Consider the following 21,009-nt stretch of genomic DNA (forward strand, 5'->3'; position numbering starts at 1 on the left):
AAAATAAGGTTTTCAGGCCTTATCTGATACCGGGATAAGGCCTGAGAGTTCCATTGCCTTGCGAGACGCATGGATGCTTTCGGTGACGCGGATTGCCGCATCGAGCGCTCGGATTCCAGCTTGGGCATCAACCAGCACTGGTGCACCGTTAAGGCATGATTCAGCAAAAGCTTCGTGCTCTACGGCAAGGTTGTCGTGGTCATGCCAGCTGATGGCTTCGCGTTTGAAGCCTCCAGTTCCCGGTAGAGGGAGGCCACGTTCTCTGCCAATGAAGCTGAGTTTGCGCTCCATGAAGTCTGCTGACAGGTAGCCTTCCTGTGAGAAAAGTCTCATACGGCGTTCTGTTTTAAGGGAAATTCTGCTCGCCGTGATTGTGGCGACGCATCCGTTCTCAAAGCGGACCCGCGCGTTCGCGATGTCTTCGTGTTCGCTTGAAACGGCTGCGCCAATGGCATCGATGTCCGTAATCGGGCTGTCTACAATTGCAAGAACCAGATCCAGGTCATGGATCATCAGGTCCAGAATGACAGACACATCTGTCCCTCTCGGCTTGAAAGGCGCGATGCGTGTGGCTTCAATGTAAAGCGGCTTATCGATGCGCTCTGTGATTGCCCTGTGCTCTGCGGAGTAGCGCAGCAGATGGCCCACCTGAAGAACTTTGCCCGTCCGGGATGCGAGATCCGCCAGATTGCGAGCTTCATCCAAAGTGGCTGCGATCGGCTTCTCAACGAGAACATGGCGGTTCGCGTTAAGGGCTTCGCTGGCAAGTCGGAAATGATGCTCGGCTGGAGCCGCAATAATCACAGCCTCGACCGAATTCAGCAGAGCCTCGTAAGTTTCTGCAACGGCACAACGTGCCTCACGAGCGACTGTTGTCGCACGTGCCGGATCAGGGTCGAAAAGCGCCACCAGATTTTCAGCCGGATTTGCGGCTGATTTGAGGGCGTGAAATCGCCCGAAGTGACCGGCACCGACGATGCCGACCCGAAGCTGTCGCCGAGTGTTCATGAGTGACAGGATTACCAGTCCAGCACGGCTTCGCAAAGCCGTCAGGGGCGGAATGTTGGTGAAAGGTTGCATCGGCATTGCGGAAGCGGCATGGTCCCGCGCAAGAAACTCGAACCGTCCAAACCCGCCGAGGACATCTCGACCCGTTATGATGTATTATAGCCGGCTCAGACTGCTGGGCGTCGCAGGCATCTGCCTGATCGGCCTCCTGTTCTGTCTGCCCAATTTCATGCGTGCCCCCACGCAGTCCCTGCCCTGGCGGCAGATCCATCTTGGCCTTGATCTCCGTGGTGGTTCATATCTGCTGCTGCAGCTTGACCTGAAGTCCCTGGAGCATGACCGCCTGCAGTCCCTGCAGGATCAGGCACGTCAGACCCTTCTGGACAAGTCTCTCGGTTACCGTGATTTCCAGAAGGATGATCAAACGGCCAGCCTGAGCTTTGAGCCACGTTCCGATGCGGAGCGCGCTGTTGCCCTGAAGACAATGCAGGATCTTCCTGTCGTTGTGCCTGATGAATTTCATGTCACTGAGGCCAACGGTCGCATCGTGCTTACGCTTCAGCATGATGCCATGTTGGCGCGTGCCCGGGACGCTGTTGCCCAGTCCATTGAGATCGTTCGCCGCCGTATTGATGCTACGGGTGCGATTGATCCGAGTATCGCCCGTGAGGGTGATGACCGGATCGTGGTGGAACTGCCAGGTGTGAGTGATCCAGAGCGGATCAAGACTCTTCTGGGAACAACTGCCCGTCTGACATTCCGTTTGCTGGCGCCAAACCCAAGTGTTGCCAGCCCCGGTTCGGCGATGCTGGAAGACATCAGCACTCATTCTCAGGTTGCCGTACAGGACCATGTGGATGTTGACGGTACGGATCTGACGAACGCAGGTGCAGTGATCGATCAGCAGAGCGGTGGCTGGGCCGTGACGTTCCAGCTCAATAGCGCTGGTGCAACGGCTTTTGCCAATACGACCCGCGCTAATGTGGGTAAGCGATTTGCGATCGTGCTTGATAACAAGGTTATCGAAGCGCCGAACATTATTAATCCGATTACGGCAGGGAGTGGTCAGATCACAGGTGGCTTTGATGCTCACAGTGCGTCCGATCTTGCGCTTTTGCTGCGTGCTGGTGCACTGCCCGCTCCGTTGGCTGTTATTGAGCAGCGCACGATTGGTCCGAGCCTTGGCGCTGCGTCCATCCATGCTGGCATTCTTAGCCTTGCGGCCGGATTTGTTCTGGTCGTGGTGTTTATGGTGCTCTTCTACGGTCGCTTCGGCCTGTATGCGGATATTGCGCTGTTCGCCAACCTGATCCTGATGGTAGCGATCCTGTCTCTTTTCCAGGCGACGCTGACGCTGCCAGGTATGGCGGGTATGCTGTTGACGCTTGGTATGGCTGTGGATGCCAATATCCTCATCAATGAGCGCATCCGAGAAGAAGTGAAGCGCGGGCGTGCGCCGCTGCAGGCGTTGCAAGCTGGCTTCGAGCGCGCAACAAGCACAATCGTTGACAGTAATGCGACGGCGTTTCTCGCGCATGTCATGCTGTTCGTGTTCGGCACGGGTCCCGTGCGGAACTTCGCCCTGACGATTACCATCGGCATCGTGACGACCCTCTTCACGACCCTGCTGCTGTCACGCTTCCTTGTCGTGCGGTGGTATGCCCTTGCCCGTCCTAAAGAACTGCCGGTCTGAACGTCATGTTGTCACGTCCCCTTCTCCGTTTTGTCCGTGACGATCGGCGCATCAACTTCATGCGCGGCCGTCATATGGGGCTTATCGTTTCGGCGGTTCTCTCCATTGCTTCTGTCATCCTGTTTTTCGAGCCGGGCCTGAAACTCGGCCTCGATTTTCGGGGTGGTATCATCGTCGAAGCCCAGACGCCGGGAGCCGCAGATTTTGGCAAGCTGCGCTCTGCTTTGGAAAAGGCCGGCATTCATCCGGATGCTGTTCAGGCCTTCGGTTCTCCGCGGGATGTCCGCATCTCGATCAATGCGCCGGAAGGTGCGGATCGTGAAGCGCAGACCCAGAAGCTTGTCGATGGCGTAAAGACCGCCATCTCAGCGGCCGAACCTGGTACGCAGGTTCTGCGGGCTGATGCTGTGGGGGCTTCGGTATCTTCCGAGCTTTTCCGTGATGGCCTGTTGGCACTCGGTTTCAGTCTGGCCATGATTTTGGCTTACATCTGGATCCGCTTTGAGCGTGAGTTCGCCATTAGTGCTGTGGTGACACTTATTCTGGATCTGACGAAAACCGTGGGCTTCCTCGCCATTACGCGTTTTGAGTTTGATCTGGTGATGGTTGCCGCGTTGCTGACGATCCTTGGATATTCCACCAACGACAAGGTGGTTGTCTATGATCGTATCCGTGAAAATCTTCGCAAATACCGTACGATGCCGCTGCGGGAGCTTCTGGATCTCTCCATTAATGAGACCCTGAATCGTACGCTCGGCACCTCCATGACCGTCTTTCTGGCGGCCCTACCGCTGGCTTTGTTTGGTGGCAGCACGCTGACCGGGTTCGCAACGGTCATGCTGTTCGGCATCGTTGTTGGCACATCGTCTTCCATTTTCATCGCTGCTCCCCTGCTGCTCTTGATGGGTGAAAAGCGACTTCGGAAAACTCCGTCCTCCGATACGGAATGATGCTCTGAAGACTTTATCAGGCACAAAAAAACCGGCTCAGTTAGAGCCGGTTTTTTTGTGCCGTGAGGCGGAATGCCTAGCTATCGAAGCTGGTCAGAAATGCAGCGATTGCGGCATCTGCCTGACGATTTTCCGATGATGTCTGAAGTCTTGTAGCGTTCAGAACTGCTTTTTGAGCATCATGGTCGAGGCTTATGAGCTTTTGAACATTCTGAGGGGTAACTTTTCCCCTCATTAACGCCCCTCGTGCCATGCCGTGAGCAATCAGATACGCATAAAGTCTGGCATTCGGAGATGGAGGCACGCCTTCGAAAGGACGTGCCACGCATCCACAGAGCAGGCTCCCCACCAAAACAAAACCTGTCAGTTTGCGGGTAAAGGTTGCTCCGAAAGGAGCCTGCCGTGACATCAGGAAGCCTTGGTGGCCAGAATGTCGCGGATCTCTGTCAGGAGAACTTCTTCCTTGGTTGGTGCTGGCGGCGCTGCTGGTGCAGCCTCTTCCTTGCGGTGAAGCTTGCCAATGAGGCGCACAACCCAGAAAATGAAGAATGCCACGATCAGGAACTGAATGACAGCATTCAGGAAAACACCAAGATTGACGGTAACCGCACCGGCCTTCTGTGCTTCTGCAAGGGTATCCTTGACCGGGCCCTTCAGGGTGATGAAGAGGTTAGAGAAATCCACACCACCTGTCAGGAGGCCGATGAAAGGCGTCAGGACGTCTTTGACGGCGCTGTTCACAATCGTGGTGAAGGCCGCACCGATGATGACACCGACGGCGAGATCCAGCACGTTTCCGCGCATAATGAATTTCTGGAAGTCGCTCAGCCAGCCCGGAGTATGCAGGGCATGTTTCGTTTCGCTCATATTTCGAACCTCTCTTGGGGGAACCCGCATCACTGCGGTTGCAGGCCGGAAAAGCGCTACCTGCATCGCCCAAGGGATAAACGGACTCATGCGATCCCGTAAAGTGTGCTTTCATCCTTGAGCGGTTTCCGTTATACGCGCCTCATGATTCGCTCCGGTCGGTATCGGAGCTTTTTTCCTGGAGTAGAGAATTCATGAAATCCGGCATTCATCCCGACTACCACGAAATCAACGTCATCATGACCGATGGCACCGAGTACAAGACCCGCTCCTGCTATGGTCAGCCTGGTGCTACGCTGCGTCTCGACGTTGATCCGAAGTCCCATCCGGCCTGGACTGGCGTGCAGCGTATGCTCGACACCGGAGGCCAGGTTGCCAAGTTCAACAAGCGCTTCGCTGGTATCGGTACCCGCAAGTAAGCTTGTCTGCCTCCACGCTCCCCTCTTGAAGGGGCGCAGGACAGGTACCATCTGGAATATCGGTCATGATGCCTTCGGGGTCATGGCCGGTAAACCAAGCGCAGTCTGCCAATTGGGGATTGCATCAGATGAACCCTGCCTTGAGGAGGTTTTCATGACATACGATTTTACGCCGCTGTTTCGCAGCGCAATTGGCTTTGATCGCCTTGCCCGTATGGCTGGCAACGCTGCCAATGCTCAGGCTATGCCGAGCTACCCCCCCTACAATATCGAAAAAACTGCCGAAACAGACTACGCCTTGACTATGGCTCTTGCCGGTTTTGGCCCGGATGATGTTGAGGTTCTGCAGGAAGACAATACGCTTGTCATTCGTGGAAGCGTTCCAGAAAATACCCGGGATCGTGAGTGGCTTCATCGCGGTATCGCGACGAGAGCTTTTGAGCGGCGCTTCGTGCTTGCCGATCACACAGAAATTGATCAGGCCGAGCTTCAGAATGGTTTGTTGACCATCGTAGTGCGGCAGGTTGTTCCTGAAGCTGTCCGGCCGCGCCGTATTCCGATTGTTACAGGGAATGGCGTTCCTGGTCATCAGAACGTAGCGGCATCCACATACGCTGGCACGCAGCACGCTGCATGACGGAGGATCGGCAGGGCGCTTTTTGGATTTGCCCTGCCGTTTCGACCTTGACCAGATGTGTGATGGTGCCCCATACCGTTTCTCATTATCGCCGTGCATCCAGCAGGTGCCGCGATCATATCCCGAGCGGCCTTTCGTTCCTCTCCGGGTACGCCAATCGGTGCCTGCGCTCTCGCCGGCCCCTTAGCGCCCCAAAAGGAACGCACTGACATGACCCTGCCTTTGATGCCCAAGGCCACGGCCGTCTGGCTAATCGAGAAAACCGGCCTGACCTTTACTCAAATTGCTGAATTCTGTGGCATGCATCCGCTTGAAGTTCAGGCAATTGCTGATGGTGAAGTTGCAGCCGGAATCAACGGTTACGATCCCGTCAAAAATCATCAGCTGTCTGACGCCGAGATCAAGCGCTGCGAAGCGAACCCGGACTCCAAGCTGAAGATCCTGTCATCTGGCAGTCCGGTGAAGCGTCGCGCCAAGGGCGCGCGTTATACGCCTGTTGCAAAGCGCAATGACCGCCCTGACGCCATTGCGTTTGTTCTTCGTCAGTTCCCGCATCTGACGGAAGCTCAGATCGTAAAGCTGCTGGGCACGACGAAGGACACCATCATTAAGGTGCGTGACCGCCAGCATTGGAACAGCGCCAATATCAAGCCGCGCGATCCCGTCATTCTCGGTCTTTGCACCCAGATGGATCTGAACGCAGCGGTCTCAGCCGCCAACGACCGTCTTGCCCGTGAAGGTCAGACGCTTCCTGTGGTGAGTGCTTACGGCGCTCATGAAGACAGCGCTCACTGAGCTGAGATCAAGGATGTAGCTTTTCACGAAGCTGCATCCTTTTTTTATTGGTGCGGGCCTGACTGGTTTAGGCCGCCTCAGCCGTGATATGGATTCATGACGATGGACGGAATGAATTCTGTTCGTCATCATGCCGTGACAGAGTTCCGGGACCGATAGCAATGATGACCGATAACAATGCCATGCTCCGCCGCCTCCACGAACTCCGGAGCGAGCATCGCGATCTTGATACGGTTATTGAGCGCCTGGTGGACCATCCCCTCAATCAGCTCCAGATCCTGCGCCTTAAAAAGCGCAAGCTGCAGCTAAAAGACGAGATTTCCTGGATCGAGACCCGTCTGATTCCGGATAACATTGCCTGATGAGCCAGATCCTTTCTCCGAGCGAGACCATTCAAGCAGAAGACGCTGTGCGCGTTGGTGTCATTATGGGGAGCCAGTCTGACTGGGAAACCATGCGGCATGCCTGTGACATTCTGGACGAACTGGGCATTGCCCATGAACGTCGGATTGTCTCTGCGCACCGGACGCCAGATCGTCTTGCGGACTATGCGCGTACGGCCCGCAGTCGTGGATTGCATGTCGTTATCGCTGGCGCGGGTGGTGCTGCCCATCTGCCGGGCATGTGCGCGGCGTGGACGTCCCTTCCCGTTCTCGGCGTTCCGGTGGAAAGTCATGCCCTGAAGGGGCAGGATAGCCTGCTGTCTATCGTACAGATGCCAGGCGGCGTTCCTGTTGGAACGCTGGCGATTGGCAAGGCTGGGGCCAAGAATGCTGGCCTGTTGGCAGCGTCCATCCTCTCTTTGGCCGATCCGGAGCTGGCTGCACGTCTTGATGCGTGGCGCGGTACTCAGACGGCAGCTGTTGCGGACATTCCTGTCGAATGACGGTTCAGAATAATCAGGTTTTTGCACCTGGAAGTACAATCGGGATTATTGGCGGCGGCCAGTTGGGACGCATGTCAGCAATGGCTGCGGCCAAGCTTGGTTATCGTGTTCATATCCTGAATCCGGCAGCCACGAGCCCGGCTATTGAAGTTTCAGCCTCCGCGACGGTCGGATCTTACGATGATCCCGTAGCGCTGGAAGATTTTGCTTCTCGCTGTGACGTTGTGACGTTCGAGTTCGAGAACATCAGCGTCGAGGGTCTGTCACTGCTCGAAAAACGTCGCCCCGTCCGTCCAGGTGGCGAGATTCTCAGGATCAGTCAGGATCGGGTTCTGGAAAAGACCCGGCTGGCTCAAGCCGGGGTGGAGCTTGCCCCGTGGAAAGAAGTATCCGGGCCGGGTGATCTTTCTGCTGTGGGAGAGTTGGGTTTCCCTCTCATCCTGAAGACAACCCGTTTTGGTTATGACGGGAAAGGACAGTTTCGGGTTGAGAATGCGGAAGCTCTCTCGGCTTTGACGGATCTGCCGTATCCGCTTGTTGCGGAAAAGATGATCGACTTTCAGCGTGAGCTGAGCGTGATGGTTGTTCGCGGAAGTGACGGAACTGTACGGTGTTTCGACGCAGTGGAAAATCGCCATCGCGACGGTATTCTGGACATCACCCTTGCTCCCGCGTGCGTCATGCCAGAGGTTGCAGAACGCGCTCAGGCAATTGCAATCCGTATTGCGACGGATCTTGAACTGGTTGGCATCATGGGGGTGGAGATGTTCCATGCCGCTGATGGTCAGTTACTGGTCAATGAAATTGCTCCCCGGCCCCACAATTCAGGGCATTGGACGATGGACGCCTGTCTGATCGACCAGTTTGAAATGCATATTCGGGCTGTAGCGGGGCTGCCCCTTCCACCCGCGCGCCGTCATTCGGACGCTGTCATGCATAATCTTGTCGGGCCGGAAGATATGGCGCGGGTTCCTGCCATACTGGCCACGGACGGTGCATCACTGCATCTCTATGGCAAGCACGAGGCACGTCCGGGCCGAAAGATGGGGCACGTCAACACGCTTTTTCCGCGTGGCGCATTGCCGGGCGAACTGGCCCTTGAAGGACTACTGCCTCCGAGGGGCTGAGAGTGGCTTGTGCTAGATCAGGCCAAGCCGCTGGAAGCTAGTATGTTTTCCATTGCCGATAATGAGGTGATCTGTGAGTTGGACGCCTACAACATCCAGAGCAGCTTGAACCTGCTGGGTCATCTGGATGTCGGCTTGTGAGGGCGTTGGGTCACCGCTTGGGTGGTTGTGCACCAAGATGAGGGATGCAGCTTCAATTTCGATTGCGCGGCGGGCAACCTCCCTGGGGTACACAGGGGTGTGGTTGACCGTACCGCGCGCCTGAGCTTCATCAGCGATCAGGCTGTTTTTCTCATTGAGGAAAAGGATACGGAATTGCTCGATATTTTCTCGGGCAAGTCTGGCCGTCAGATAGTCGAGAAGCTTCTGCTCGCTATCGAGAATATCAATTTTGGGTAACCGCTCACGATTATAGCGAAGTGCAGCTTCATGCAGGACCCGGATCATTGGGATCATGTGTGATCCCATCTCTTTTATGCCGGCCAGTTCCCTGTTTGTGGCGGCCAGAATGCCCGCCAGTGATCCAAACCGCTCCAGCAGTAATGGGCTCAGGGTCTCCGCTTTTGCTTCGTGTCCGGTGAAAAGAGTGACGACCATTCTGAGAAGAGTATCGTCATCCAGATGACGACCTCGTCCGCTCAGCAGAGCCCGGGGCGGTTCGGGGAGCTCGACCGATTGCTGCGTGGTTACAGCTACGGACTTTATGGTCTGAAGCAGTTCACTGCTCAGAACTTCAGAAAATCCGTCTTCGGTAGCCAGGGTATCGTCCATGCGTTTTTGTGGCATTTCCCAAGTGTTGTTATCAAGCCAACGGATATGAGCCTATGTCTCTTAGGCCACCTTGCAAAGTTACAGCAGGCCTTCCTGACGAAAGCTGCGAACTGCTGTGTTGGGCGCCTCCAAGAGAATGTCATGCAGAACAATCGAGAGCGGCCTGAGCGCTGTTTCCAGCGTTCGGGCTGCGGTTGAAAGCGCGACTGGCTTCAATGCTGGCTGAACATGAAGTCCAATGACGGCGGTGGCGTGCAGGGCGAGTGCGCGGATTGCGATAGCGCGATTCAGGAAGGTAATATCTTCGAGTTCTGGAGCTGCCTCATCGGATAAAAGACGATTGCGATTGTCCAGGTAAAAAAGGCGGAATTGCCCGCGGATGGCTCCCGCCAGGGCGGTCTCAAGATATTTCATCAGCTGAGGCCAATCCCCCAAAACGGGTCGTTCGCGGTGTTCGGCAGATGCCAGTCGTTCTGCCGCAACGGCTGGCAGTCTCAGTGCACGAATGGTGTCGTCGTTGAGGCCTGCGCTTCTCAAATCCTGTGTGGGCGCGCGGAAGACGTCGATCAGGCTTCCGAAGTGGCTGATGAGGCCTTTTGCGAGCGGCTTGGTATCCTTGCGCGGGATGCCCAAGAACAGCAGCATTTCCAGAATTTCGTAATCTGCAAGGGTTTCGGCGCCGTTGGTTTCAACGCGTGTTCGCATTCTGGCGCGATGTCCCTGCGGGCCTGTGCCGCGTGTCAGGTCGATCCGGGGAGATGATGTGTTGGCCATAGGGCCATCACACTCTATATCGGGAGTGTGCCGCAAGACCCTCTCATCCCCACCCCCGAGTATCTCTCCCGCCTGAACCCGGAGCAGAGACGTGCCATCGAGACAACCGAAGGCCCGTTACTGATTCTTGCCGGTGCAGGAACGGGAAAGACGCGCGTGTTGACGACGCGCTTTGCCCACCTCCTTCTGACCGGAAGGGCTTACCCCAGTCAGATTTTAGCTGTGACATTCACCAACAAGGCTGCGCGTGAAATGCGCGAGCGTGTTGGCGCTCTTCTGGGAGAGCCTGCTGAAGGGCTCTGGCTTGGCACATTCCACGCCATCTGCGCGCGGATGCTGCGGCGTCATGCGGAATATGTGGGCCTGACGAGCGGATTCAATATTCTGGATACGGATGATCAGCTTCGTTTGTTGAAGCAGATCATGGAACCCTTCCGGCTTGATACGAAGCGTTGGCCGCCTAACCAGCTCATGGGCATCATCCAGCGTTGGAAAGATCGTGGCCTGACGCCGGATCGCGTGACACCTGCCGAAGATACGGATTTTGCCAACGGGCAGGCCTTGGCCATCTATCGCGGCTACCAGCAGCGGCTGCGCGAACTGAATACCTGCGATTTCGGCGATCTGATGCTGCACATGGTGGAGATTCTGCGGTCCCAGCCGAATGTGCTGGCGCAGTATCATCGGATCTTCCGCTATATTCTGGTGGACGAGTATCAGGATACCAACACGATCCAGTATCTGTGGTTGCGTTTGCTGGCAAAGCGCGAGCAGGGTCCATCCAACATTGCCTGTGTGGGGGATGACGATCAGTCGATCTACTCTTGGCGCGGTGCCGAAGTTGAAAATATTCTCCGGTTTGAGAAGGATTTTCCCGGTGCCGCTGTTGTGCGGCTGGAGCAGAATTATCGTTCGACGGCGCAAATCCTGGCTGCTGCGGCGGGATTGATTGCTCACAATGAAGGACGGTTAGGCAAGACGCTCCGTCCCGGCCGCGAAGATGCGCAGGGCGAGAAGGTTCAGATTATCGGGGTTCGGGATTCCGATGAGGAGGCCCGGATTGTTGGTGGTGCAATTGAACGCCTTCATGCCGATGGTCATCCGCTGTCTGAAATAGCCATCCTGATGCGTGCAGGCTTCCAGACGCGGCCATTTGAAGAGCGTCTGATGACGATAGGCATACCTTATCGGATTGTTGGCGGTCTGCGGTTTTATGAACGCTCGGAAATCCGGGACTGTCTGGCTTACATGCGCGTTCTGTCGCAGCCTTCGGACGATCTGGCGTTTGAACGGATCATCAATGTTCCGAAGCGTGGTGTAGGGGCTGTGGCTGTGCAGAAGCTGCATGGTGTAGCGCGCACCCTGCCCGGCCCGTTAACTGCTGGTGCTCTGACGCAGATTGAACAAGGTGCGCTCAAGGGAAAGTCCAAGGAAGCCCTGACCAGTCTGATGGAAGCGTTTCAGCGCGCGAAAGCGACGCTTGAGGCGGAAGGTCAGGTGGTGGCTGTTGAGCAGCTTCTGGAAGACAGCGGCTATCTGCAAATGTGGCGTGATGACCGCTCTGTGGAAGCTCCGGGCCGACTTGATAACATCCGTGAGCTTTTGCGGGCGATTGGCGAGTTCGCGACGCTCGAAGGTTTTCTGGAGCATGTCGCGCTTGTCATGGATACGGAAAGCGAGACGAGCGACGACAAAGTTAGCCTCATGACGTTGCACGGCTCCAAAGGACTGGAGTTCGATACAGTGTTCCTGCCCGGTTGGGAGGAAGGGGTTTTCCCGTCTCAGCGTTCCCTGGACGAAGGCGGCAACCGGGCGCTGGAGGAAGAACGACGTCTGGCTTATGTCGGGCTGACACGGGCAAGGTTTCGGGCCATCGTTGTTCATGCGGCCAGCCGCCGCATTTATGCGAACTGGCAAGCCTCGATGCCGAGCCGGTTTATTGAGGAAATTCCATCAGAATACGTGCAGACGAGCGGGCAGTCTCTTGAGAGCCGGAGGCAGGCTGCGGCAGCGCCTTCCATGTTTGCATCCGGCCCGTTTACGAGTACGCGTCGTTCTTCAGGAGGGGCTCAGACCCCTCGCCCGCTTGTTACGGACGTGCAGCCGCAGGCGAATGTCCCTCTTGGAGCAACGGTTTTTCATCAGAAGTTTGGCGAAGGCACCGTGATTGCGGTGGATGGCAGCCGACTGGAAATCAACTTTGAAAATGGCGGCATCAAGCGCGTCATGGCAAATTTCGTGGAGATCAGATCGTGATGGCACCCCGCAGCATTGGCCGACGCCATGCCAGTGCGCTTGAAACCCTGTCCATTACGGTGGAGGAGGAATTTGTTCCTCTTTTCGAACAGGCCCTGATGTGTGTCTGTGAGACTGTCGGGATTTTTGAGGCTGATGATGCGCAGAAATACTGGCGCATCGAAGGTGTCAAAGACACTGGCTACAAGGAAGACGAGCTTGACAATGCGTTGTCCGTTGCGCGTCTTCTGACAGGTTGTGAGGCAGAACTGCTTCGTGAGGCAACGGAAGCCGAAGGTTGGCTGGCACGAACCTATGAATCCTTTCCGCAGCAGGACGTTGGCAAGCGGTTTGCCATCCGAGGAACCCATCTGCATGGAGAGCCTGACCGCTCGCGCCTGACCATTACCCTTGATGCCGGTATTGCCTTTGGGTCGGGTGAACATGGATCAACGCGGGGATGCCTGCGCGCATTGGAAATGGTGGCGTATCGCAAACCTCATCATATTCTGGATATGGGGTGTGGCTCGGGTATTCTGGCAATGGCTGCAGCGAAGCTGCTGCATCGCCCGGTTCTGGCTGTCGACATTGAGCCATGGTCTGTGCGGACAGCCAAAGCCAATGCCCGTCTGAACGGACAGGGCAACCTGCTGGACTGTCGCTTCGGAAATGGCTGGAACACGGCTCAGGTGCGCGTCAAGGCGCCGTATGATCTTGTGTTTGCCAATATTCTGGCGCGTCCCCTCTGCCGGATGGCGCAGTCTCTCGCCATCAATCTGGCACCGAACGGCACGGCTATTCTTGCTGGGCTGTTATACACGCAGGCGAATATGGTCCTGGCTGCGCATCGCCGTCAGGGCCTTGTTCTTGAGCGTCTGTTGCGTGAAGGCGACTGGGCGACCCTGATTCTGCGTAAAAGAGGCTAAGATGTCTGTCGTAATCCGTGAGGTTCAGGAGGCCGACCTTCCCGCAATTCTGCGGATTACGAACGATGCCATCGAGCATACTGATGCACTCTGGATCAGCACGCCGTTCACGATGGAGCAGCGTCGAAAATGGGTTGCTGATCGACAGGCTCAGAATTTTCCGGTTTTCGTGGCCGTTGATGGAGATGGCGTGGTCTGCGGGTACGCATCCTATGGGCCGTTCCGGGCTTTCGAAGGCTACGCTGGCACGGTCGAACACTCCGTATATGTTTCATCCGAGTGCCAGGGACGCGGACTAGGCAGGCTTTTGCTAAATCAGTTGATCCAGCACGCAAAACGGGCCGGATTTCACGTAATGGTGGCCGGGATTACGGCTGGCAACGAGGCATCGATCGCGCTGCATCATCGCTTAGGCTTTCAAAATAACGGTATTATGCCTCAGGTTGGACGCAAGGGTGGCCGTTGGCTGGATCTTTTGTTCATGACTCTCTGCCTTGAGGCTGTTTCCAAACCGGAAAAGGACTTTCCATGACCCTTTCCTCCATTCCGCTCAAAGAGCGCCCTACTCTTGTTCGCAAGGCGTGTGAGGCGCTGGGCGTTGCAGGTTTCATTATCCCGCGGGGGGATGAATATCTTGGGGAATATGTTGCCCCCTGCTCTGATCGTCTGGCCTGGCTGACTGGTTTTACGGGAAGCGCGGGTCTGGCGGTCATTCTTCAGGACGCTGCTGCCGTCTTCTCGGATGGACGATATACCGTTCAGATGGAGGAACAGGTTCCCCATGATCTCTGGGAGCGGCGACATGTGAGCATGGAGCCTGCGTCAGACTGGCTGGAAGAAAATGCGCAGGGTGCGCGCGTTGGATATGACCCGAAACTGGTCAGCCGTTCCATGCTGGCATCCTGGAGTGCTCCCGGGGTTGAACTGGTGCCGCTGGCATTTAACCCGATTGATCAGGCATGGCTCGACCGCCCTGCTGCGCCGGCTAATCCCGTCATTAATCACGGTGTGGAACTGGCCGGGGAAACAAGTTCAAGTAAGCGCCATCGCCTCGCTGCCGGGTTACGGAAAGCTGGACAGGATGCTGTGGTGCTGGCGGACTGCACGTCCGTCGCCTGGCTCCTGAATATTCGCGGTAGTGATGTCCCGCTAACGCCTGTGGCCCATGGCTATGGCCTGCTGCATGCTGACGGTCGGGCAGAGCTGTTTGTGGACCCTGCCCGCCTTGAAGGCGGATTGGCTGCAGCGCTTGGTGAAGAGGTCACTGTTCAGGCACCAAGTGCATTGGAAAAACGCCTTGCTGCGCTGGGTGGCAAAGTCGTACGGCTTGATCCTGTGACGACGCCAGTCTGGTTCGAAACGACCCTGAAAGCCGCTGGCGCTTCGGTGCTCGATGGGAATGATCCCTGCACGCTTCCCAAGGCTGTCAAAAACCTGACCGAGCAGGCTGGTGCACGTCAGGCGCACCAGCGCGACGGTATTGCGATGGCACGTTTCCTCCATTCCGTTTCGGTGTCTGCTGCGGGACAACGGGAGACGGATCTTGTTGAGCGTCTTGGGATGTTCCGCGAACGCTCTGCCGACTATCGGGAACAGAGTTTTGATGCGATTTCGGCCTCGGGACCGAATGGGGCATATCCGCATTATCGTGCAGAAATCGGCAAGGACCGCGTGCTTCCGGCAAATAGCGTTTATCTGATTGATAGTGGTGGGCAGTATCCGTTCGGGACGACTGACATCACACGGACGCTTTGGGTTGGGCCGGAGTCAGCTCCTCAGGACGTCAAAGAAGCGTTCACGCGTGTTCTGAAGGGAAATATTGCGCTGTCCCGCGTGCGTTTCCCCCCGGGGACCACAGGGCATCGTCTGGATGTTCTGGCGCGTGCTGCTCTTTGGCAGGTTGGGCTGGATTATGATCATGGGACCGGACACGGCATTGGCAGTTATCTGTCCGTGCATGAAGGCCCGCAGAACATTTCCCCTGCGCCGCGTCCAACTGCCTTGGAAGCGGGTATGATTGTCTCTAATGAGCCAGGGTATTACGAGCCGGGGGCTTATGGCATCCGAATTGAAAATCTGATGCTTGTTAAGCCTTCCTCCTATCAAGGGGCGAAAGGCGTATTTCTCGAATTTGAAATCCTGAGCTATACGCCGATTGATCGAGCACTCATTGATGTGACGCTACTGGATGATGCTGAACTCGCATGGCTTAATGCGTATCACGCAGAGGTTTTGACGCGCGTAGGTCCGGTTGTTGAGCCTGATGTGCAGGAGTGGCTTGAGAAAGTCTGTGCGCCGATGATGCGCGAAACGACCGGTATTCAGTAAGCGTTTATTCATTTTTCCCGGTCATAAGGTTGGTATGACCGGGAGACTCCTGTTTTTTCTATTCTGCATAAGTGTTGCCACCTCATCGGCAGGCGCCAATGACTGGGATATGGCGCGGGCATGTAGCGACGCCGTGTCTATTGCAGAGCCGCAGGCTGGTATTCCGAACGGTCTTTTGGGGGCTATCAGCCGTGTAGAGAGTGGTCGTCGTGACCCTTTATCGGGCCGGACGGTCGCTTGGCCTTGGACTGTGAATGCTGCCGGAAAAGGATATTTTTATCCCTCAAAAGTCGAGGCTGTTGCTGCGGTCGAGGCATTTCAGAGTGCAGGTATCACATCGATTGATGTGGGTTGCATGCAGGTCAATCTTCATCATCATCCGAATGCATTTCTCTCGTTAGAAGAGGCTTTCGACCCCCTCACCAATGTCAGATATGGGGCTTCTTTTCTAAAGAATCTTTTCACGCAATTGCATGGCTGGAATGCGGCAACGGCTGCCTATCACTCTTTAACGCCTGCTTTGGGCGCGGAATATGAAGAGCATGTCATGGCAGTCTGGAATGGGAAGAATGATATTTACAGGCCGCCAGACTTCCTGCCTCAGGTGGTCATGACTGGTTCAGGTCTGCGGGTTATCGCGCCGCAGTCTGATGAACGAATAGCAACCAATGTGCCACGAAGTTCCTTGCAGGCGAGAACGGCTACTTCTAGTAGCTTCCCGCCATCGACTGTGAGCCATACTGCTTACGCTCCTCCTCCGCGCATTATTCATCATGTGACAAATAACGGAGGAGGAACTGAAAGCCATGGCCGCAATCTGATGTCTTATCGTGCAAGTCCAGTCAGGATGGCCTGGCGACAGAACTGACGTGGCTTATTACCTGCCAGGTGCGGTCCAGTTATTATGTTTGTATCCGGAATATGGACCTGGCGTGTCGCCCTGACGCCAATGGGTGCGATCAACACGATCGGAGTGATGGTCGTGGGCGCAGGATGTTAGCCCAAGGGCCAACAGAACAGGCCCCAGAAGAAAGCGGAACCTCATAATTTCTCTCCACGATATAGCCAGCCTAGCAGCAGGAGGCTGACGACAACGCGTTAGAGGGGATCAATGTTGCGGGGAGAAACCTGTCAAAAGATGATAGAGATACAGCATAAGCCAGTAGAGTTCTTTCAGGAGCACCCAGAAAGCACGGAAGACCTCAAATGGATCAAAATTTGCGCTAACTGACAGATGGCTGTTCCTTCGGGCTTCAAAGTTGCTTTTCGATAAACGAAAAATATCTCCTTAAGAAGCCTGCGTATGATTTCAAAGCGTTCTGAAAGATTTCATGAACGTAACAACAGATTGAGATTTTTTGGAGGGCTTGAGGTCAGTAGCTACCCGATAGTCTTTTCCCGTTGCCTCGCTTCACAGAGTGTTTGGAGTTTTGCTCAAAATGCCTTTTCGAGCAGTTGCTGCGCGCAGGCGAATTTCGCTACGGCATACAACTCAGGAGTAAATTCCCTGATATATCTAAACGGCATCAGGCCAGAATTATCTTGGCAATTCCTTATATTCAACCGCCCCAGAGGGCGGTTTTTTTATGTCTGGAGACTTGTATTCTATGCGTATTTTTAATCGCCTTGCAGCTCTTGGTCTTTCATTTTTCTTGATGGCTACCACGGTAGCATGTTCTACCAACGGCAATACCACCACGTTCGATACCGCGGCCCTCAATAAAGATGCCACGGCAATTGCCTATGCCGTACAGGTTATCGAAACGATGCCGGGTGTGGTTGATCACCTTTCGGCTGATGACAAGGCCAAGTTCGATAGTCTTGTTGCTCAGATCAAGAGTGTTACGGCCTCTATTGACGCCAGTTCGGACGGTGCCGTCACGGTTGATACTGGCAAAGACTGGGCCAAGTCCCTTGGGGCGGATCTGAATACGCTCTTGAGCCTCGCCAGCCCGATTGTACAAACTTATTATCCATCTGCCAGTTCATATATACAGACCGTTCAGTCTATGATCCCTCTGGTAGAAATGCTGGCTGGTCTGGTTGCAGCTCCGTATGAGAATATGTCCCCAGATAATGCGGATTCGATTAGGGCTCGTGTTTATCGCGGGGTTTGATCAGACATTTGAGGCCTACCATAAAGGAGAGCAGTCCTACCTGTTCTCCTTTATGGTTTTTGGAAATGTTGGCAAACTTATAAAGGCGCTGGTGAACCGGGCTGTAAGTTTGCGATGTTTCGCGTTGGGTAGGGCGGCCGTTTTTATTATGGAGGCCCGCGCATCTCAGGCAATGTGGCTTAGAGTGTTCTGGTCGATAAATGAGAGGCATGGAGCCTAATGAAAGAAAGCAAAGCCAATATTTCTGGCTTTCATCACGTAGCAATCATTGCTTCGGATTATCAGCGCTCCCGAGCTTTTTATGTCGATGTGTTAGGGTTCACTGTTGTTGCTGAAAATTTTCGGGAAGAGCGGAATTCCTGGAAATGCGATTTGCAGGTTGGTGATGCGCAAATCGAGCTCTTTTCTTTTCCTCAGGCGCCCCCGAGAGTTTCTCGACCAGAAGCCTGTGGCCTGCGCCATCTCGCATTTCGTGTTCAGGATATTGCTGCGACTGTCGGACATCTGGAGAAGCATGGCGTTGCCTCCGAACCAATCCGAATGGACCCTTATACAGGGCGGCAGTTCACTTTTTTTGCCGACCCAGATGATCTTCCGCTCGAACTATACGAAATATAGTTAAATATGGGTTTTTTTTGGATTTCTAGATCCTGAAGAAACCTTGTTTCGTTTATTCAAAGCGAGATGAAACGAGAGTGGCGCGAAATGTATCCATTTAGAGGGCGTTATTGAGGTGCCTTGTCTTCACTGGGTACAAGGAATACATGCCGTGAATTCAGGTCGAATTAGGCTAGCCCTATATCAGCCAGGATAATGAGCGCTAAGTACTTTTTGGGGGGAGAGATTTCTGACCGGATCGGGTGGTGGGCGCAACAGGGATTGAACCTGTGACCCCTACCATGTCAAGGTAGTGCTCTACCGCTGAGCTATGCGCCCCCGATCCGGTGAGGCGGTGTTTAGCTGTCTCGAATGGGCGTGACAACCCCCCTTTGAACAAAAAAATGCACTGAGGTTATGACCACCCCTACCCCCTATCCTGCTGTAATCATTCAAAAGCCTCAGAAAACGGCCATTCCTCTGGTGGTTTCCTCTCCGCATTCCGGACAGAAATATTTTCAGGATTTTTTGCAGAGCAGTCGTCTCTCGTTATGGGAGCTGCAACAGACGGAAGATCGATTTGTCGATCAGTTGTTTGAGTGTGTTCCGGTCACGGGGGGCGCATTGCTTTCAACAGAATTTCCCCGGATCTGGTGTGACGTAAACCGGGACTGTCGAGAGCTGGATTCGGGAATGTTCAAACCTCCCCTTGCTCCTTCTGGTCTTCTGCAGACTTCCAAAGTTCGTGCCGGTTTTGGTGTTATTCCCCGTTGTGCCACCCAAGGTCGCCCAATTTACACGCATTGCCTGCCATTGGATGAGGTTCAAAGGCGGCTGGTTACGTCTTGGGTGCCTTATCATGAAGCCCTGCATAATCTTTTGCGCGAGATGAAGGATCAGTTTGGCTCGGTCATTCTTCTTGAGGCTCACTCCATGCCCCGCCTCCATCAAGCGAAAAGCTGCGACATGGTTTTGGGGGACTTGCATGGGAAATCCTGTTCCCCTGCCCTGACGAACTGTGTGGAGCAGTATCTTTCAGGGCAAGGTTATGCTGTTCGCAGAAATGTGCCCTATGCGGGTGGTTACATCACGCGGCATTACGGTCGGCCATCTGATGGAATCCATGTTCTTCAACTGGAAATCTGCCGATCCCGATATTTGAATCCAGCGACGCTCCAGCCGTCGCGCGGTTTTGAGCAGGTTAAAGCGGATATGGAAGGTCTCGTTCGGGAATTGGCTGACTTCGTATGTCACTCTTTTGAGGCGGCCGAAGTAGAAGCAGCCGAATGATCCTAATGGCTTTTTTATGGTTTTCTGCTGAGAAACGCGGTCACTAAATTGTGCCCTGATTATTCTCCAGAACTATGCGCTAAGCTCCAGATTTTAAACTCGGGTTTGGGACATAGGCATGTTTCTGGGAATTGATGTCGGAACTTCCGGAATCAAGGTTCTGTTAGTGGACGAAAACCAGCAGGAAGTTGCGTCCCATACAGAGGGATTGACGGTTAGCCGGTTGCACGATGGCTGGAGTGAACAGAACCCTGAAGACTGGTGGACTGCGACCTGTCGCGGCATCGACGTTTTGAAGTCCAGAGTTCCGGACGCTGTTTCTGCGATCCGGGGAATTGGTCTCTCTGGCCAGCAGCATGGTGCGGTTTTACTGGATTCTGCGGGAGATGTGCTGCGGCCTTGCATTCTATGGAATGATACCCGTGCAGAAGCTGAATGCGTCCTTTTTGAAGAGCGCTTCCCAGGGAGCAGGGAAATTACAGGCAATGTGGCAATGCCTGGCTTTACCGCTCCAAAAATTCTTTGGGTCGCACGACATGAACCTGAAATCTTCGAACGTCTTCAGCATGTTCTGCTGCCCAAGGCCTGGTTGCGCTACAAAATGACGGGCCAGATGATTGAAGACATGTCCGACGCGTCAGGTACTCTCTGGCTCGATGTAGGAAAGCGCGAATGGTCAGTCGACGCCTTGAAAGCGACGGGTCTGACGCGTGCGAACATGCCGGAGCTCCGTGAAGGAACCGCGGCCGCGGGGTATCTGAACGACGAGCTAACGAAACAGTGGGGAATGGCTGTCGCTCCTGTCTTCGCTGGAAGCGCTGGCGATAATGCTGCGGGTGCTGTCGGGTTGGGTGCAATTCGCAATGGCGATGCGTTCATTTCGTTGGGAACGTCCGGGGTGGTTTGGGTCACGACCGACGTATTTCGGCCCGAGCACCAATCTGCCATCCATGCGTTCTGTCATGCCGTTCCCGAGACGTGGCATCAGATGGGTGTCACCCTCTCTGCTGCGGCCTCGCTAGCCTGGTGGGCGAGAACATGCGGAATGAAGGAGGTTGATTTGCTGGCCGAACTCCCTGAAAAGCCTGCTCACCCTTCGCCTGTCTTGTTTGCGCCTTATCTCTCTGGCGAAAGAACGCCTCACAACGATGGTACTATTCGCGGGGCATTTATTGGGCTTTCACAAGATACAAGCCGTGCTGAACTGACCCAGGCTGTGCTGGAAGGAGTAGCATTCTCCTTTCGGGACGCTCTTGAGGGCCTGAAAGTGTCAGGATCTTCCATTCAGGAAGCTGATGTGATTGGCGGCGGTTCGCGAAGCCCATTCTGGATTTCCATTCTGGCGTCCGTGTTGGGGCTCAGGCTCCATTGTCTGGCACATGGTGAGCATGGTGGAGCATTCGGCGCCGCTAGACTGGCTCGTATCGCGGCAACGGGTGAAAGCGTGGAGAGCGTTTGCACGTCTCCGGAGCGTGTTTCGGCGACAGACCCTGATTCACATCTTCAAAATGAGTATGCGGCGGCATATCGAAGATACCGAAGGATATATCCTGCACTTCGTAATATTCAGGATGCGTGAATTAATTTTG

Annotated in this window: 23 protein-coding genes and 1 tRNA gene; 17 read left to right on the forward strand and 7 right to left on the reverse strand. The window is 55.0% G+C overall.

The genetic code is table 11. The features are described from left to right. Positions 1–12 precede the first annotated feature (12 nt). On the reverse strand, positions 13–1,008 hold the full coding sequence (locus tag ABDK75_RS06340) for a Gfo/Idh/MocA family oxidoreductase (RefSeq protein ID WP_346005831.1): 996 nt from the start codon (positions 1,006–1,008) through the stop codon (positions 13–15). 151 nt (positions 1,009–1,159) lie between these two features. On the opposite strand from ABDK75_RS06340, the gene secD reads away from it, so the two are divergent. Further along, positions 1,160–2,701, forward strand: coding sequence for a protein translocase subunit SecD (gene secD / locus ABDK75_RS06345; protein ID WP_064273473.1), 1,542 nt, complete (start codon positions 1,160–1,162; stop codon positions 2,699–2,701). A 5-nt stretch (positions 2,702–2,706) separates the two neighbouring features. Then, positions 2,707–3,651: a protein translocase subunit SecF gene (gene secF, locus ABDK75_RS06350; RefSeq protein WP_064273272.1), complete on the forward strand. Its 945-nt coding sequence runs from the start codon at positions 2,707–2,709 to the stop codon at positions 3,649–3,651. A 76-nt stretch (positions 3,652–3,727) separates the two neighbouring features. Here secF and ABDK75_RS06355 read toward each other — a convergent pair whose 3' ends face one another. Together ABDK75_RS06355 and mscL are read right to left on the reverse strand one after the other, a co-directional pair. Next, positions 3,728–4,060 (reverse strand): hypothetical protein, encoded by a 333-nt coding sequence (locus ABDK75_RS06355; RefSeq protein ID WP_211503987.1) that lies wholly within the window; start codon positions 4,058–4,060, stop codon positions 3,728–3,730. Next, positions 4,060–4,518 (reverse strand): large-conductance mechanosensitive channel protein MscL, encoded by a 459-nt coding sequence (mscL, locus tag ABDK75_RS06360; RefSeq protein ID WP_099212467.1) that lies wholly within the window; start codon positions 4,516–4,518, stop codon positions 4,060–4,062. Before mscL ends, ABDK75_RS06355 begins: the two co-directional genes overlap by 1 nt. Positions 4,519–4,712: 194 nt before the next feature. Between mscL and rpmE the strand changes: the two genes are divergently transcribed. The 6 genes from rpmE (at position 4,713) to ABDK75_RS06390 (ending at position 8,382) form a co-directional block, all read left to right on the forward strand. Then, complete coding sequence (gene rpmE / locus ABDK75_RS06365) at positions 4,713–4,937, forward strand: 50S ribosomal protein L31 (protein WP_046901535.1); 225 nt, start codon at positions 4,713–4,715, stop codon at positions 4,935–4,937. A 154-nt stretch (positions 4,938–5,091) separates the two neighbouring features. Then, complete coding sequence (locus ABDK75_RS06370) at positions 5,092–5,574, forward strand: Hsp20 family protein (protein WP_167386140.1); 483 nt, start codon at positions 5,092–5,094, stop codon at positions 5,572–5,574. A 210-nt stretch (positions 5,575–5,784) separates the two neighbouring features. Further along, positions 5,785–6,369: a cell cycle transcriptional regulator TrcR gene (locus tag ABDK75_RS06375; protein ID WP_346005256.1), complete on the forward strand. Its 585-nt coding sequence runs from the start codon at positions 5,785–5,787 to the stop codon at positions 6,367–6,369. Between the two features lie 161 nt (positions 6,370–6,530). Beyond that, positions 6,531–6,731, forward strand: coding sequence for a YdcH family protein (locus ABDK75_RS06380; protein ID WP_046901537.1), 201 nt, complete (start codon positions 6,531–6,533; stop codon positions 6,729–6,731). Further along, positions 6,731–7,255, forward strand: a complete 525-nt coding sequence (gene purE, locus ABDK75_RS06385) for a 5-(carboxyamino)imidazole ribonucleotide mutase (protein WP_064273283.1) — start codon at positions 6,731–6,733, stop codon at positions 7,253–7,255. The genes ABDK75_RS06380 and purE overlap by 1 nt, the downstream gene beginning before the upstream one ends. Next, on the forward strand, positions 7,252–8,382 hold the full coding sequence (locus ABDK75_RS06390; protein ID WP_346005257.1) for a 5-(carboxyamino)imidazole ribonucleotide synthase: 1,131 nt from the start codon (positions 7,252–7,254) through the stop codon (positions 8,380–8,382). The genes purE and ABDK75_RS06390 overlap by 4 nt, the downstream gene beginning before the upstream one ends. A 12-nt stretch (positions 8,383–8,394) precedes the next feature. On the opposite strand, the gene radC is transcribed toward ABDK75_RS06390, so the two are convergent. Together radC and ABDK75_RS06400 are read right to left on the reverse strand one after the other, a co-directional pair. Then, entirely contained in the window at positions 8,395–9,153 is a 759-nt protein-coding gene (gene radC / locus ABDK75_RS06395; protein ID WP_346005258.1) for a RadC family protein, read from the reverse strand. A gap of 78 nt (positions 9,154–9,231) precedes the next feature. Next, positions 9,232–9,927: a JAB domain-containing protein gene (locus ABDK75_RS06400; RefSeq protein ID WP_346005259.1), complete on the reverse strand. Its 696-nt coding sequence runs from the start codon at positions 9,925–9,927 to the stop codon at positions 9,232–9,234. A 27-nt stretch (positions 9,928–9,954) separates the two neighbouring features. Here ABDK75_RS06400 and ABDK75_RS06405 point away from each other — a divergent pair, with 27 nt between their 5' ends. The 5 genes from ABDK75_RS06405 to ABDK75_RS06425 are packed head-to-tail and all read left to right on the forward strand — an operon-like array spanning position 9,955 to position 16,284. Further along, positions 9,955–12,183, forward strand: coding sequence for a UvrD-helicase domain-containing protein (locus ABDK75_RS06405; protein WP_346005260.1), 2,229 nt, complete (start codon positions 9,955–9,957; stop codon positions 12,181–12,183). Next, positions 12,183–13,088 carry a 50S ribosomal protein L11 methyltransferase gene (locus tag ABDK75_RS06410; protein ID WP_211498242.1) on the forward strand — a complete coding sequence of 302 codons (906 nt, stop codon included), beginning with the start codon at positions 12,183–12,185 and terminating at the stop codon, positions 13,086–13,088. Before ABDK75_RS06405 ends, ABDK75_RS06410 begins: the two co-directional genes overlap by 1 nt. Position 13,089: 1 nt before the next feature. Then, positions 13,090–13,620: an N-acetyltransferase family protein gene (locus ABDK75_RS06415; protein ID WP_346005262.1), complete on the forward strand. Its 531-nt coding sequence runs from the start codon at positions 13,090–13,092 to the stop codon at positions 13,618–13,620. Beyond that, positions 13,617–15,416 (forward strand): aminopeptidase P family protein, encoded by a 1,800-nt coding sequence (locus tag ABDK75_RS06420; RefSeq protein WP_346005263.1) that lies wholly within the window; start codon positions 13,617–13,619, stop codon positions 15,414–15,416. Before ABDK75_RS06415 ends, ABDK75_RS06420 begins: the two co-directional genes overlap by 4 nt. Positions 15,417–15,450: 34 nt before the next feature. Next, positions 15,451–16,284 (forward strand): transglycosylase SLT domain-containing protein, encoded by an 834-nt coding sequence (locus ABDK75_RS06425; protein ID WP_346005264.1) that lies wholly within the window; start codon positions 15,451–15,453, stop codon positions 16,282–16,284. Between the two features lie 9 nt (positions 16,285–16,293). Here the strand turns inward: ABDK75_RS06425 and ABDK75_RS06430 are convergent, their stop codons facing one another. Beyond that, positions 16,294–16,461, reverse strand: coding sequence for a hypothetical protein (locus ABDK75_RS06430; protein WP_198150435.1), 168 nt, complete (start codon positions 16,459–16,461; stop codon positions 16,294–16,296). Between the two features lie 562 nt (positions 16,462–17,023). On the opposite strand from ABDK75_RS06430, the gene ABDK75_RS06435 reads away from it, so the two are divergent. Then, positions 17,024–17,533 (forward strand): hypothetical protein, encoded by a 510-nt coding sequence (locus ABDK75_RS06435; RefSeq protein ID WP_346005265.1) that lies wholly within the window; start codon positions 17,024–17,026, stop codon positions 17,531–17,533. Positions 17,534–17,752: 219 nt separating this feature from the next. Beyond that, the gene (locus ABDK75_RS06440; protein WP_317214043.1) at positions 17,753–18,151 is read left to right on the forward strand and encodes a VOC family protein; all 399 of its coding nucleotides are present in this window, start codon (positions 17,753–17,755) and stop codon (positions 18,149–18,151) included. Positions 18,152–18,394: 243 nt separating this feature from the next. Here ABDK75_RS06440 and ABDK75_RS06445 read toward each other — a convergent pair. Continuing rightward, positions 18,395–18,469: transfer RNA gene (locus tag ABDK75_RS06445), tRNA-Val, on the reverse strand. Positions 18,470–18,547: 78 nt separating this feature from the next. Between ABDK75_RS06445 and ABDK75_RS06450 the strand changes: the two genes are divergently transcribed. Beyond that, a complete protein-coding gene (locus ABDK75_RS06450; protein ID WP_346005267.1) occupies positions 18,548–19,420 on the forward strand; it encodes an N-formylglutamate amidohydrolase in 873 nt (290 codons plus the stop codon). 118 nt (positions 19,421–19,538) lie between these two features. After that, positions 19,539–20,999: a xylulokinase gene (gene xylB, locus ABDK75_RS06455; protein WP_346005268.1), complete on the forward strand. Its 1,461-nt coding sequence runs from the start codon at positions 19,539–19,541 to the stop codon at positions 20,997–20,999. The last annotated feature ends 10 nt before the right edge of the window (positions 21,000–21,009 follow it).

It is taken from the genome of Gluconobacter sp. OJA, assembly GCF_039638325.1.
In the GTDB taxonomy this organism is placed as follows: domain Bacteria; phylum Pseudomonadota; class Alphaproteobacteria; order Acetobacterales; family Acetobacteraceae; genus Gluconobacter; species Gluconobacter cerinus.